A 14419-nucleotide genomic window follows, 5' to 3' on the forward strand; every position below is an offset into this window, starting at 1 on the left:
ATAAAAGGAGTTAGCCTCAGCGGCTAACTCCTTTTTGTGTCTCTATTACTTCGCCTCTAAGCGGCGGATACGCTCATTCAAATCAGGGTGAGTAGAGAATAAAGAGCTCTTTCTTTTCCCACTGATTTTGAAAGTTGCGATTGCTGAATCCTGCTCATCACGGATTCTGTGTGTGTAAGCTTGAAGGGAACGCAATGCGTGTACCATTTTATCCTTGCCTGCAAGGTCTGCGCCGCCACGGTCCGCATGGTATTCACGGTAACGGGAGAATGCGAAGACAACTAAACTTCCAAGAATGGAGAAGACGATCTGGAACACAATCACAGCGATAAAGTGTACGATCGGTGCCATTTCCTCTTTTACAAAACGGGAAGCGATGAACGCTGCAATACGAGCCAAGAAGATAACAAATGTATTCACAACACCTTGTAGAAGTGTCATCGTTACCATATCGCCGTTTGCGATGTGGGCAACCTCGTGGGCGATAACACCTTCAATGGCAGCATCGTCCATTTCTTGCAATAGTCCGGAAGAAACAGCCACTAGGGAGCGGTTCTTGGAAGGACCTGTAGCAAATGCATTTACCTCTGGAGAGTGGTAGATACCAACCTCAGGCATTTTCGTAATACCAGCAGCACGTGACATGCGGTGTACCATTTCCACAATTTGACGCTCCTGAGTGCTCATCGGACCATTCGGATCGATGACCTGAACGTTCATCATTTTCTTTGCCATCCAGCGGGACATCAATAGGGAAATGAAGGAACCGGTGAAACCGATGATGGCACTGAAGATTAATAAGGCGCCAAAATCAATGCCATTTTCATCAATGTAATTGCCAGCCCCAGTTAAACTGAAGATAATTGTAATTGTAGTCAGAACTAGAATATTCGTTAAAAGAAAATAGAAAATACGCTTTGCCATGTTTCTCCTCCTGATTGTTTTTGAGTTCTTATGAACCTATATCTCTTGTTTACAATTATAAAGATATGTGTCTGATTTATCAATAAAAATACCTTGACTATATTTGACGAAAACACATTCTCATTTTACTATTAGAGCATAATTGGACGAGCGAAAAGAGGTAATCCTGATGGAAAAAGGATGGACAAGATTAGAGCTGGCGGTGCTTTTGGAGAAATTCCAGACTAAAGAGGGCTTAGTGGTATACAGGGATTCCCTACCCGGAAATTTCCAGCAGCTGATAACCAAGAAAGCCGATGGGGAGATAGGGCTCACCATGTCAAATATCGTCTGGCTCGGAAATCAGCTCGAAACGGCAGTCTATTCGGAGCCTGCGCTGAAAAACTGGGTGAAACGAGAAATAAAGGAATACATTGGAGCACCACAAGTGGGTCGCAAATATTCCATCGAGCAGGCAGCCCTCCTTTTTATTGTAAAGGATCTGAAGGTGTTATTGGATTTTGAAGAGATTCGAAAGGTACTCGGGTCCATTTTCAACAACCCGAAAGATCGCACCGATGACATTATCAGTCCGGTGGTATTTTATAAATCATATGCTTGTCTCTATGAAAACTTGATGGCACAAACAGAAATTTTATCGGAGGAGCATATTAAAGAAGAAATCGAGGCATATCTTGCAAAGGAGTCCTTGTATACGCAGGTAGAGAGAAGCAAAATATCCCGTTCCCTTTTGGTTGCCGTTCTTGCAGTACGAACACGGTACTTAAAGTCGCTTGCGAAACAGTATGTGATTAGCCTGGTTGACAAAGAATAAAGCTCTTTTCGCAAAATTTGTTGCATTTGTCCGAAAAATAAGGCTTTTGGATTTTTTACAGCATTTATACCCATATTATTCAAAGAGAAAATAAAACTACTTCACGGGAAAAGTGCACGAAAGCAAGTAATATTACGAGTTTACTTTGAATACGTCAAAAGCAATAAAGTATACGAAAACAGCAAAGAATAAAGAATATTCGTGTGTAAGCGTTCGCATCACCGAAGATAGGTTATAATGGGTATAAAGCTTGATTCCATCAGGCTTTTTATGGTATTTTCAATTCGGACTATCGCGAAACAAATTACCTTGTAGAAGGGAAGTTTTTATAAAATGGCAAAGCAGCAAATTGGTGTAATCGGGCTTGCAGTTATGGGGAAAAACCTCGCAATGAATATCGAAAGCAGAGGCTATTCTGTATCTGTATTCAACCGCTCACCTGAAAAAACAGAAGAATTCATTCAAGAAACGGAAGGCAGAAATTTTAAAGGTACATATAGCATCGAAGAGTTTGTTCAGTCTCTTGAATCCCCGCGCAAAATACTATTGATGGTAAAAGCGGGCGGACCGACAGACGCAACCATCGAATCCTTGAAGCCGCATCTGGATAAAGGCGACATCCTGATCGATGGCGGTAACACGCTTTACACAGATACGATCCGCCGCAACAAGGAATTGGCGGAGCTTGGTCTGCATTTCATCGGGACAGGCGTTTCCGGTGGGGAAGAAGGAGCATTAAAAGGTCCTTCCATCATGCCTGGTGGCCAAAAGGAAGCGTATGACCTTGTAGAGGATATCCTGAAAAGCATCTCCGCGAAAGTGGAAGGCGATGCATGCTGCACATATATCGGTCCAGACGGCGCTGGCCACTATGTGAAAATGGTGCATAACGGCATCGAGTACGGCGACATGCAGTTGATCAGTGAGGCGTATTTCCTTTTGAAAAATGTCCTTGGATTGTCCGCACAAGAGCTTCATGAAGTATTTGCCGAGTGGAACAAAGGCGAGCTTGACAGCTACCTGATCGAGATCACGGCAGACATCTTCACAAAAGTGGACGACGAAACAGGCAAACCGCTTGTCGATGTCATCCTCGACACTGCCGGCCAAAAAGGTACCGGTAAATGGACAAGCAAAAGCGCATTGGACCTTGGCGTACCACTTCCAATCATCACCGAATCCGTATTCGCACGCTTCATTTCTGCAATGAAGGAAGAGCGCGTGAAAGCGAGCGGCATGCTTCGCGGACCGGAAGGCGTAACGTTCAATGGCGACAAGGAAGCGTTCATCGAGTCCGTTCGCAAGGCATTGTACATGAGCAAAATCTGTTCCTACGCACAAGGTTTCGCACAATTGCGAGCAGCATCCGAAGAGTATGGCTGGGATCTGAAGTACGGCGAAATCGCGATGATCTTCCGTGGCGGTTGTATCATCCGTGCCCAATTCCTGCAAAAGATCAAGGAAGCATATGACCGTGAAGCAGGACTTGCCAACCTATTATTGGACCCTTACTTCAAGGAGATCGTGGAAAGCTACCAAGGCGGCCTGCGTGAGATCCTTGGCGTAGCAATCCAGCACGGCGTACCTGTACCATCATTCTCAAGCGCATTGGCGTACTATGACAGCTATCGCTCCGAGACGCTGCCTGCCAACCTGATCCAGGCACAACGCGACTATTTCGGTGCACACACATACCAACGTACAGATAAAGAAGGCATCTTCCATACGGAATGGATGTCAAAATAATATAATTTAAAAAAGCCAATCCCGGGGCAACATGGTGCTGCTTGGGGGTTGGCTTTTTTATTATGATTTTTTGTGCAAAAAAAAGTGCCAAAGGTGTCTGGAGAGCAACCTTTGGCACTTGCTGTTTTTAGTTCATGTCCAACAAAACAATACGAGCAGGAGAAGCATCCACGCCGGAAAGCTTCAAAGGAGCTGCTACCATGATGTAGCTGCCTTCTTCAATGTCTTTTAGACGAAGACCTTCAATGATGATGACGTTGTTGTTAAATAAAGTCTTGTGTGTCGGGTGACCTTCCTGGCTGCGCTCGATGCCGAGTGCGTCCACTGCCACTCCGCTGATTCCGATTTCCGCCAAATAGTGCGCCGCATCCTCTGCCACGAATACAAAGTCGAAATTGAACTCTTCGTCGAACGAGTTTTTCGTCTTGAACAGGATGAAGTCGTCCTTCTGGATATCAAGGTGGGCGATGTCTTCCTTCTTGATGCGGTCTTCCACAGAAGTCAGGTCGAATACCTTACATGGGCCTACCAATCTTTCAAGAGGCAAGGTCTCGATCGTTTCGCCGTCCACGATCATATGAAGCGGGGCATCAACGTGAGTCCCGGTGTGCACGTCAAGCTCCAGGCGGGTTTCCGTTACATAACCGTTCGTATTCGTTGTTAGTGCTGGCTGCTTTTCAGGCTTGTTTTTATAAACAGGCATTCCTGTAAAAATCGGTGAAGATACATCATATACTTTCATGTGAAAAACTCCTCTCAAATTGGTTGTTGCCCTGTCCAGCTGCGCCGGCTAGCCCCTCGAGGTCTTAAGCCAATTTCCGGATGCGGTCAAAGTACGACCTCTTCCGGAAATCGTCTAAAGCTTGTCGGGGCTGAACGAGCCGGCTCCGCTTTTCCAATTGTCCAGCTACGGGCGCTTGCGGCTATCAACCTTCGCCCACCTCCCTACGATAAGTCAACATCGGATCGCTATCGCTCTCCGTGTTTCCTTTATCTCAGTCGGTGTGCTCCAGTTTGTACGCCGCAGATCGAGCGCCCTCCGCATTTCTTGTTATACTTCCCACCAATGGAATCCGTCCCTTTTCAGCAGTTCGTCCGCCTTCTTTGGCCCGACGGAACCTACTTCGTAGTTCGGGAAGTCTTCTGCTGTAGTGCTTTCCCATGCCTTGGATACTTGATCGATGAAGCTCCAGGAAAGAGCCACTTCATCCCAGTGGGTGAAGTTGGTCATATCTCCGCGCATGGCATCGAAAATAAGGCGCTCGTAAGCTTCCGGTGTGTTGATGCCATCGATGCAATTGTTGCTGTAGTCAAGCTTGATCGGGGTGGTTGTTATATCCTTACCCGATTTTTTCGCATTCAAATGCAAGGTAATGCCTTCATCCGGCTGAATGTGGATGACAAGCAGGTTCGGATCTACTTTTTCCCCGCGGTTATAGTAAAGATTCATCGGGATGTCCTTGAACTGTACGACAACCTTGGTCGACTTGGAGGACATTCTTTTCCCGGTACGAATATAGATCGGTACGCCTGCCCAGCGAAAGTTGTCAATGACAAGCTTTCCTGCCACGTATGTTTCAGTGTTGGAGGCAGGATCCACGGAATTTTCCTCACGGTAGCCAAGGCTAGTTTCTTCACCTATAATTCCTGCGCTATATTGGCCGCGGACGAAATACTGATCCACTTCGGACTGGTCAATCTGACGCAGGGCACGAAGCACCTTGACCTTTTCGCTTCGGATCTCTTCAGGGTTCAGCTTGATCGGCGGCTCCATCGCAAGCAATGCGACCATCTGCAGCATATGGTTCTGGACCATATCACGCAGGGCACCGGAGTTTTCGTAATAGCGTCCGCGATCTTCCACTCCAAGAACCTCACTTGATGTAATTTGGATGTTGGAGATGTAGCGATTGTTCCAGAGCGGTTCGAAAAGGGCATTGGCAAAACGAATCACTTCAATGTTTTGCACCATTTCTTTCCCTAGATAGTGATCGATACGGTAGATTTCGGACTCATGGAAAGCTTCACGGATTTCTTCGTTCAATTCTTTGGCAGTTGGCAGGCTGTGGCCAAACGGCTTTTCGATAACAAGACGTTTCCAGCCTGCTGTATCGGTCAAGCCTTCCGCTTTCAGGTTGGAGGCGATGGTACCGAAGAATTCAGGCGCCATGGCCAGGTAGAACATTCTGTTTCCGTTTGTTTGATATTCCTGATCCAATGAACTTGATAGATCTTTAAGCTGTTGATAAGAGTCGCTGCTCGTCACATCAAACGGCTGGTAGTAGAAGTGGGAGCTGAATTCCTCTACATCGGCATTCCCGTTTGCAGCACCATTCACGGACTTTGCCACATTTGCACGGAAATCCTCATTGGTAAGGGGGCGGCGGGCTACACCGACAACCGCAAAGTTCTTTGAGATGCTGCCATTTTTATAAAGGCGATAGAGGGACGGATAGAGCTTACGTTTTGCCAGATCCCCGGTTGCTCCGAAAATAACGATTAAGCTTGTTGGATTTTCTTTAGTAATCACAGTAAGAACCTCACTTTTAGTAGCTAGTCTAAACGGAATTGTGTTACAACAATTAACTCATTCAGGACAAACAATTATGTAAAAAAGTAGCATTTATTAAAAAAAGTATGGAACATTGGAAAAATAACCTACCCAAGTATTTTATTTTATATAAAAAGACAAAGCAATTCAATGTTTTCCGATACCACTATACCACATCATGACCATATTCCCGGAATGATTGACTCAGGGAAAATGTTAAACAAGTAGGTAGTGTCTATGGTAAAGTAGGAATTGGATTAGTAACAGACAGGAGTGGTGGGTACATGGGCATAAACTGTGAAAATTGGTCCGCTCTTTTCAAGGAAGAATCAGAAAAAGATTATTATATTAAGTTGAATCAATTTATAGATAAGGAATACGAGTCGAAAATAGTATACCCATCGAGGGAGGACTTATTTCGTGCATTCCAGGCGACAAAATATGAGGAAGTGAAGGTCGTCATTATCGGTCAGGATCCGTACCATGGAAAGGGACAGGCCCATGGAATGAGCTTTTCCGTCCAAAAAGGGGTGACCATTCCTCCTTCCCTTCGCAATATGTATAAAGAGCTGCATGCAGACTTAGGACTTGCCGCACCAAATCATGGCTACCTGATGGAGTGGGCAAACGAGGGAGTGCTGCTTTTGAATACGGTGCTGACGGTCAGAGAATCGGAGCCCAATTCCCACAAAGGAAAGGGCTGGGAGCAGTTTACCGATGCGGTGATCATGAAGTTGAATGATCGAAGCCGCCCTGTCATCTTTCTTTTATGGGGAAAGCATGCAGAGCAAAAGGAAAAGCTCATCACCAATAGCCATCACACTGTGATAAAAAGTCCTCATCCAAGTCCTTTTTCCGCAAACAGAGGCTTTTTTGGCAGCAGGCCGTTTTCCAAGGTGAATGCGGTATTAAAGGAAATGGGCGAAAAGGAAATAGATTGGCAGCTAACGCCATAGAGGTTAGTTAGATGAAGGGAAGAGTACATATGGAAAGTTGGAAATTGAAAACACGGCAGCTGGTCGGCCACCGTTATTTTGTAAATGCAGTCATGCTTGTCATCCTATTGAATGCCATCCTGATCGGAGTGGAGACGTATCCTCATTTCAGAGAGGATTATCCAGGGGTCATTCAAGGGTTTGAAGTATTCTTTTTATGGTTCTTTACGATAGAAATCATTTTGAGAGTGTTTGCGGAAAAGAAATTCTATCAGTTCTTCTATAGTAAATGGAACATATTCGATTTCGTAGTCGTGGCCGGGGTGCTTTTATTCAGCGGAACGTACTTCATTTCCGCCCTGCGGATCCTAAGGGTGCTGCGTGTCCTTCGAGCGGTGACGGTCATTCCGTCCCTTCAAAGGCTCGTAACGGCATTTTTGAAAACCATCCCATCGCTTGGGACGATTATGATGCTCCTTGGACTGGTGTTTTATATCTATGCCGTGCTAGGGGTGATGTTCTTTGGAGAAATCTCTCCTGAGTACTTCGGATCCCTGCACCTGTCGCTCGTAACATTATTCCAGGTCATCACACTCGAATCCTGGGCAAGTGGCGTCTTCCGACCAATCTTTGCCGAGAGTCCATACTCCTGGATCTATTTCGTCTCCTTCATCCTAGTCGGAACCTTCATTGTCCTTAACCTGATTGTCGGGGAAATCCTCAACAACATCCAAGAGGCAAAAGAGGAAGAACAAAAAGACGACAAGATCGAAGTAAGCAAACAGGAACTTGCGAAAATCACGAACGAAATCAGTGAACTGAAACAGCTGCTTATGAAAAAGGAGCAAAAATAAAAAGGGGCCTGACCCCTTTTTTATCAAAAAAGCATTAAATATCTTCCAGATGTTGTCGAAATAAATAAGTGAGAGATACAAATTTTTTTAAGGGGTTGTGCAAGCGGTTTCACAACTTGTAGCACAATGCTGAAACAAGAGATACTGGCTTTAATGGATGGAAGGGGAAGGACAATGGGGAGTATGAGAAAATGGCTGTTGGTCTTGACGGTTTTATTGGCGGCAATCGGGGTGGCTGCTTCGATCGTCATATGGATGAACAGCATGCAGGTGCAGAAAAGTGTGAATGAAATGGAGGAGCTGACAGAGTTGAACGAGCGCTACTTTGAGCTGGTTCAATCCTATCAATCGACGTTGACGGATATGTATTTTGTCGTATCGAATGGCTATTCCAAAAAGCATGTGGAGGGCATCGAGAAGAATCTTCTTGGTACCGAAGAGAAGCTGTCAAATTTCGAGCCTTATTTCGAGAAGTATGAAGAATTAGAACAGTTAAAGCAGTATTTTGTCGTTTCACATGAAACATTGTCTAAACAATACCTACTGATAAGCGACGTTTCTAATGCAACGAACATGGACCGGCTGCGGATCCAGACCTCAGAGGAGCTGGCGAAAGCACGTAATCAGGTGGAGCGGGCAAATGTCACAGGGATGGAATTTCTCCAGACCTTCAATGAGGAAAATAGACAGGAAATTCAGGCACAGGTCGGTTCGACAGAATTATGGACCTTGCTATCTTTATTTGTGGTAGTGCTTGTTCCGATTTTCGCTCTGCTTTCCTTCCGTACAGCTTTTAACAGAGGTGTGAATCTGTTGCTCGAACGTGTGGGAGCGTATCAGCAAGGAAACTTTACGTTCACATCCAAACGCTCGGCAAGGAAGGATGAATTCGGCCAGGTGGATTCTGCGCTGACCAAAATGGGTCAGAACATCGATCAGTTGATGAATGGAAGTCTTGATGCCAATCAGCGTCTTCAGGTTGTGATGCAGGAGCTGCTGATTGGGGCAGATCTGAATCTTGATAAATCCGCTTTGATTAAATCGAAGTCCGAACAAGTGACAGAAAAAGTGGCAATGCAATACGAAGGGACAGCAGCCATTTCAGCAGTAACAGAGCAGGCTTGTGCCAGCACGCAGGAAATCTATAGCATTGTGGATGAAATGAAGCGAAACCTCGGAAACATGGAAATCCTTTCGAAAAAGGGTGCACAATCTGTGAAGCATATGTTTGAGACGATGCATCACTCCTCCAAGGAGACCGAGTCCATCGTCAGCCGATTTTCGCAGATTAAGACAAGTATTGATGAAGCGCAAAGCTTTTTAAAAGGAATAAATGAAATCACGACCCAAACGAATCTGCTGGCATTAAATGCTTCCATAGAAGCGGCTAGGGCCGGGGAGGCAGGAAAAGGTTTTGCGGTGGTAGCAGAAGAAATCCGCAAGCTTTCCTCCCAGACAGATCTCTTTTCAAAAGAAATCAACAGCATCACCGGACGAATCCAGGAGGATGCCAACACAGTGCTGGTGGAGTTCGAAACCTTCAAGGAGACTATCGATCAGACCAATGAACAGAATGCTGCTTCTGCAAGGCTATTTCAGGATATTGCCACCAATAGCGGCACCCTGTTGGAGCAAGGCACCCATATTACTGCAGCCATGGAGGAAATCAGCCTCGGAGTGAATGACATCGTGAACTCCGTCAATGACCTAGTGACCTCCTCCTCAGAATTGACGCAGCAGATGGGGGAAGTCGTAAGTGCCGCAGACCACCAGGTAGCCGTCTCCAACAGCATGAAAGGAACAGTGGATGTCGTAAAAGAAACAGCGGAAGACCTAGCCGCAACCATCGAGTCCATAAACAACCGCTGAACAAGAGAACCTGTGATGATATTCTTCACGGGTTTTCTTTTTGGTATTTTAGTTTTTGACAAGAAAATAACACTAAGATTAGGCTTTCTCTTTAAACACCCTGTTGATTTCCGTTCCAGGCATTCGCTTTCCGCGGGGCGCTGCTTGAGCCTCCTCGGCTGTGCCTGCGGGGTCTCAAGTCAAACGCTATCTCCCGCAGGAGTCTCATGCCTTGCACTACAATCAACAGGGGAGATTGGAAATAATAATGTTATGTACTTAAATATACAGGACAGTGGCTAGTTAGAATCCAATTGATATCGGCATTTGATTTCGCCGTATAGAAATACTGATAAGTTGAGGAGTAAGACCTTGAATTATGCTCCCTTGTGCGGCTAAAAATTCCAAGTGTATGCCAGCTGGTGATTAGAGCAATAGGCGAAGACTCCTGCGGGAGACAGCGGTAGGCTGGAGACCCCACAGGGCGAAGCCCGAGGAGGCTCCAGCACCGCCCCTTGGGTCGCTGCGCCTAGTGCGGAAATCATCAGCGGTGTTAGACCAGTTTAACCAGAGCCTTTCTTTTTATGACAAAGTACTTCATTCGTCACAGGTTATTCATAGGATGCACACGTATAAAATGGTAAAATGAAAGAGGATAATGGGGAAAAGGGTGTGAAGGGAATGGAACCGAAGCGGATTGATTGCATGAAATGCCGGCATTACTATGTAACCTGGGATGCCAAGTTTCCAAAAGGCTGCCGTGCATTCGGATTCAAAACCAATCATTTGCCTTCCCTGGCAGTGTTCCGTTCGTCCGGAAGCCCTTGTATGAAGTTTGAAAAAAAGGCTTCAGCAAAAGAGCCTACCAGAAAAGGCTATTACATATAAAGGCTTATTCCAAGGAAGCCTGAAAAAGGAGACAAGCATGAAAAAGAGAAATTTCCTGCCGTGGATCATCGGCATATCCATCCTGGTCAATGCACTTGTAGTGGTTATATTTTTCCTTCCGCAATACGAGGGGCTCGCTCATGTGGATCTGACATTCCTTCCGATGATGAACGCGATATTTAACAGCTTTACATTTGTATTCCTCGTGTGCGCGCTTGTGGCGATCTTAAAAAAGAATATTACCGTGCATCGCCGTTTTATTTTGGCAGCATTTACGTCCACCACACTATTTTTGGTCACGTATGTGACTTATCATTCGCTCACGGAATCGACACCGTTTGGCGGAGAGGGCATCATCAGGTCCATCTATTTCTTTATATTATTGACGCATATCGTGTTAGCGGTCGTCATTGTGCCGCTGGCGTTATATTCCTTGGTAACCGGTTGGAGTATGCAGAAAGAACGCCATCGTAAAATTGCACGCTGGACGATGCCGTTATGGCTTTATGTAAGCTTAACTGGTGTCATCGTGTATTTTATGATATCTCCATATTATTAAAGGAGGGGAAAACATGAGCATCACATTGGATAAAGTCTTGCAGCGCATGCAAGCGGAATTGAATCGTGCGCAGGAAACGGGAAATGTGCAAAAGAAGCGTGAGCACCTTGCGGCGATGAAATCACTTTGCGAACTGGCATTGGAGGAGGACGTACAGCAGGAGAGAAGACCTGCTGCACCAAGCATGCAGCCTGTAACTCCGACACTAGCGGCAAACAATTTTGCGCCAACAGTTCAGCAGAGCCAGCCGATAAACCAATTTCCATCAAAGCCCATGAAAGAGGACGAGGCAAACGGCGACTCGATTTTTGATTTTTAATAAGTGTTCAAAAACAAAAAGGAGGATAAAAAGAGCAAAGAAGTTCGAGGAAGCGAAGGCTCGAGCACCGCAGCGTATGATTTGTAATGTTGCGGAGCGGAGAGGCAAGCTGACGAATAAATTCTTTAGCTTTTTTACCGGACTTTTTGAACATCCTCTTAACAATCTTCCGAAAAGTTACCATACTAAATTGCATATGAAGTAGTCAAACTAAAAACACCCCAGCAAGTATGGAGGTGTTTTTTACACATGATGGGTAGTATGGACGGAACATTTTTCGGGATAGCTTCCAATATGGATAGAAATATCGATACAAGCACGAAGCTTTCTCATGATCGCTATGAAGTTTACGTAAACGGTGACTTTGTTGGACAAAAAACGCTGCTTTCGACAAGGGAAGACGTCACAAGTGTCAATGAATTCCTGCACACGCAGGGACACAATGACTTCCTTACGAATCTGGACGGCGATCATTATCATATAAGAACAACCAAAAAAGAACGAGAGCTCAAACACGCATTACAGCTGTATTTGAACTCCCGTTGAGTAGGCGCCCCAAGACCGAATCAGGTGGGGCGTTTTATTTTTGGATGAAAATTTCTACATGCTTCAGGAAAAGCTGCTGCTCTTCCAGCGCTTCATACGCCTCTTCAAGAGTTGCTTCCTTAAAATGAATCTTTCCACCGGGCGGCACCTGCACCAGTTTAGGAAGATCTGCTGTGATGACTGTCCCGATACGGCGATAGCCGCCAGTTGTTTGCCTGTCAGCCAAGAGAACGATAGGCTGGCCGTCTTCCGGCACCTGAATCCCGCCAAGCGGAATCGCATCGGATGCAATTCCTGTATGGGTAGGGGAAGATAGCGGTACCGTGCCTTGGAGCCTGTAGCCCATGCGATCACCCTGACCCACCTGGTAGGATTGCGAGAAAAACTGCTCAAAATCTTCTGTACCAAAATGCGATTCGTGTGGTCCGCGGATGACCCTCACCTCGACCTCTTTCGTGTAACTGAATTCGTGACGCAGGCCTCTGGCAGGCAAAGGAGAAGGGAGGGACTCAGCAGAAAGCATGTCCCCTTTTTTTATCTCTAGACCAAGATTCGCCTTGGAATAAAAGGATTTGCTGCCCAACTGGATAGGAACCGCGAATCCGCCACTTACGGCAATATAGGAATAGACTCCCCCTTTAGGGGCGCCAAACTGCAGCTTGTCGCCCTTATTTACCTGTAGCGTCTTCCACATATCCACTGCCGTACCATTAATCATGGGCGAGAGGTCCGCCCCGCAAATCGCGATGGTTGCACTTTTAGCTGCCACTGTAAAAGAGGGCCCTTGAACGGCAATCTCGATGCATGCCTCTTCTTTTGAATTTCCGACGAGCAGATTGGCAATCTGACATGCCGTGGTATCCATTGCTCCGGATGCCACCACACCCTTGGATTGGTGGTTTTTCCTTCCCAGGTCTTGAAAAGAAGTGAGCAGCCCCGGCTTGTCTACTTGGAAAATGGGATAGGTCATAGGCGTTGCACCTTCACAATTTCAATCTTATTCTTACCAAGATTCTCATGGAGCTGCTGGGCAAAAAGGATCGCATGCTCATTGTCTCCATGAAGGCAAATGGTGTCGACATGGAGCTTCACGGTGTCCCCATTGACTGCTGTAACCGTACCATGCTCGACCATCTGAATGACCTGCTGCACAGCCTTATCCACCTCATGGATGACCGCATTCGGGTGATTCCGTGGAGTGAGGGCTCCATCCGGCTGGTAAGTTCTGTCCGCGAATCCTTCCGAAGCTGTACGAAGTCCCAGGTCTTTTCCCGCACGAATGAGCTCACTGCCAGCGAGGCCGAATAAAAGCAGGGTAGAGTCGAAAGTTTTTACTGCTTTTGCAATGGCCTCGGCAAGCGTGTAGTCTTTTGCAGCCATATTATACAGGGCCCCATGAGGTTTTACATGGTGAAGTGGTACGTCGTGTGCCCGGCAGAATGCTTCCATGGCTCCGATCTGATAAAGAACGAGATGGTAGACTTCATCAGGGGTGAGCGGCATGCTGCGGCGGCCGAAGCCCTGGATATCCTGAAAGCCTGGATGGGCCCCGATTGCAACATTATTTTCTTTTGCAAGTGCCACAGTCTGGTCCATCACATGTGGGTCGCCTGCATGAAAGCCGCAGGCAATATTGGCAGAGGTAACAAAAGGGAGAATCAATTCGTCATTGCCCATCACAAACGAACCGAAGCTCTCGCCCAAATCACAGTTCAAATCAATCGTTTTCATGGTTGAAAATCACTTCCTTTTTCCATGCACTTTGAGAAACTTTTTCCTGCCATAAGACAAATTCCTTTTCGGAAATAGCTTGAAAACGCACTTTATCGCCGGCCTGCAGCAGAAAGGAATCCTCCTCATCCGGTAAAAACAGGGGTATCGGCGTACGACCGATAAGATTCCATCCGCCAGGCGAATCCACCGGATATACACCTGTTTGATTGCCGCCGATCCCGACAGACCCGGCTGGCACCTTGCTTCTTGGTGTCGCAAGTCTTGGTGTTTCCAAGGAAGGCGGAAGCCCGTTCAAATAAGGGAATCCCGGCAGGAATCCGAGCATTTCCACTTTATAGGCAGCACTACTATGCTTTTCAACGATTTCTTCCACTGCAGTCTGGTGCTTGTCAGCAAGCTTTGCTAAATCGGGCCCATCATATAAAGTGGGCAGCAGGACCATCCTTTTGGAAACTTCACGTTCCGAGACTGGCATAGTCTCCAAGATGCCCACCACTTTTTCTTTTAAAATCATATAATCAGTCGTTGGATACTCATAAAAGATGGTTATACTGCTGAGGCCAGGGACGATATCCACGACACCTGGCAGGGAGCCGGCAGTAAGATGAGTACAAATGGTCCGAATGGCTGCATCCGTATCCTGGAGCTCAATACGTATCGCCTGGTCTCCAAGCGGTTGTAACAGATAGTTCAAAAAGCAT

Annotated in this window: 15 protein-coding genes; 9 read left to right on the forward strand and 6 right to left on the reverse strand. The window is 46.3% G+C overall.

The window, feature by feature from the left end; translation table 11 throughout:
* Positions 1-45: 45 nt before the first annotated feature.
* Positions 46-924: a protease HtpX gene (gene htpX / locus ABN702_RS21190; protein WP_417898573.1), complete on the reverse strand. Its 879-nt coding sequence runs from the start codon at positions 922-924 to the stop codon at positions 46-48.
* 169 nt (positions 925-1093) lie between these two features.
* Between htpX and ABN702_RS21195 the strand changes: the two genes are divergently transcribed.
* Positions 1094-1738 carry a DUF1836 domain-containing protein gene (locus ABN702_RS21195; RefSeq protein WP_417898574.1) on the forward strand — a complete coding sequence of 215 codons (645 nt, stop codon included), beginning with the start codon at positions 1094-1096 and terminating at the stop codon, positions 1736-1738.
* Between the two features lie 333 nt (positions 1739-2071).
* Positions 2072-3484 (forward strand): NADP-dependent phosphogluconate dehydrogenase, encoded by a 1413-nt coding sequence (gene gndA, locus ABN702_RS21200; protein WP_417898575.1) that lies wholly within the window; start codon positions 2072-2074, stop codon positions 3482-3484.
* A gap of 127 nt (positions 3485-3611) precedes the next feature.
* On the opposite strand, the gene ABN702_RS21205 is transcribed toward gndA, so the two are convergent.
* Complete coding sequence (locus ABN702_RS21205) at positions 3612-4226, reverse strand: cyclase family protein (protein ID WP_417898576.1); 615 nt, start codon at positions 4224-4226, stop codon at positions 3612-3614.
* 309 nt (positions 4227-4535) lie between these two features.
* Positions 4536-6014 (reverse strand): glucose-6-phosphate dehydrogenase, encoded by a 1479-nt coding sequence (gene zwf / locus ABN702_RS21210; RefSeq protein ID WP_417898577.1) that lies wholly within the window; start codon positions 6012-6014, stop codon positions 4536-4538.
* A gap of 305 nt (positions 6015-6319) precedes the next feature.
* Between zwf and ABN702_RS21215 the strand changes: the two genes are divergently transcribed.
* From ABN702_RS21215 to ABN702_RS21245, 7 genes are all read left to right on the forward strand, one after another.
* The gene (locus tag ABN702_RS21215) at positions 6320-6991 is read left to right on the forward strand and encodes a uracil-DNA glycosylase (RefSeq protein ID WP_417898578.1); all 672 of its coding nucleotides are present in this window, start codon (positions 6320-6322) and stop codon (positions 6989-6991) included.
* 29 nt (positions 6992-7020) lie between these two features.
* Positions 7021-7824, forward strand: a complete 804-nt coding sequence (locus ABN702_RS21220) for an ion transporter (protein ID WP_417898579.1) — start codon at positions 7021-7023, stop codon at positions 7822-7824.
* A gap of 1236 nt (positions 7825-9060) precedes the next feature.
* On the forward strand, positions 9061-9693 hold the full coding sequence (locus tag ABN702_RS21225) for a methyl-accepting chemotaxis protein (protein ID WP_417900991.1): 633 nt from the start codon (positions 9061-9063) through the stop codon (positions 9691-9693).
* A 660-nt stretch (positions 9694-10353) separates the two neighbouring features.
* Positions 10354-10560, forward strand: coding sequence for a hypothetical protein (locus ABN702_RS21230; protein ID WP_417898580.1), 207 nt, complete (start codon positions 10354-10356; stop codon positions 10558-10560).
* 37 nt (positions 10561-10597) lie between these two features.
* On the forward strand, positions 10598-11119 hold the full coding sequence (locus tag ABN702_RS21235; protein ID WP_417898581.1) for a DUF420 domain-containing protein: 522 nt from the start codon (positions 10598-10600) through the stop codon (positions 11117-11119).
* Positions 11120-11132: 13 nt separating this feature from the next.
* Positions 11133-11438, forward strand: a complete 306-nt coding sequence (locus ABN702_RS21240; RefSeq protein ID WP_417898582.1) for a YwdI family protein — start codon at positions 11133-11135, stop codon at positions 11436-11438.
* A 249-nt stretch (positions 11439-11687) separates the two neighbouring features.
* Positions 11688-11984, forward strand: coding sequence for a hypothetical protein (locus tag ABN702_RS21245; RefSeq protein WP_417898583.1), 297 nt, complete (start codon positions 11688-11690; stop codon positions 11982-11984).
* A gap of 34 nt (positions 11985-12018) precedes the next feature.
* Here ABN702_RS21245 and ABN702_RS21250 read toward each other — a convergent pair whose 3' ends face one another.
* From ABN702_RS21250 to pxpB, 3 genes are read right to left on the reverse strand one after another with little or no spacing between them, the layout of a single operon-like run.
* On the reverse strand, positions 12019-12954 hold the full coding sequence (locus ABN702_RS21250) for a biotin-dependent carboxyltransferase family protein (protein ID WP_417898584.1): 936 nt from the start codon (positions 12952-12954) through the stop codon (positions 12019-12021).
* A complete protein-coding gene (locus ABN702_RS21255) occupies positions 12951-13715 on the reverse strand; it encodes a 5-oxoprolinase subunit PxpA (RefSeq protein WP_417898585.1) in 765 nt (254 codons plus the stop codon). Before ABN702_RS21255 ends, ABN702_RS21250 begins: the two co-directional genes overlap by 4 nt.
* Positions 13702-14412 (reverse strand): 5-oxoprolinase subunit PxpB, encoded by a 711-nt coding sequence (gene pxpB, locus ABN702_RS21260; RefSeq protein ID WP_417898586.1) that lies wholly within the window; start codon positions 14410-14412, stop codon positions 13702-13704. Before pxpB ends, ABN702_RS21255 begins: the two co-directional genes overlap by 14 nt.
* Between the last annotated feature and the right edge of the window lie 7 nt (positions 14413-14419).

This window comes from Bacillus haimaensis, assembly GCF_048270625.1.
GTDB lineage: Bacteria > Bacillota > Bacilli > Bacillales > Bacillaceae_I > Sutcliffiella_A > Sutcliffiella_A haimaensis.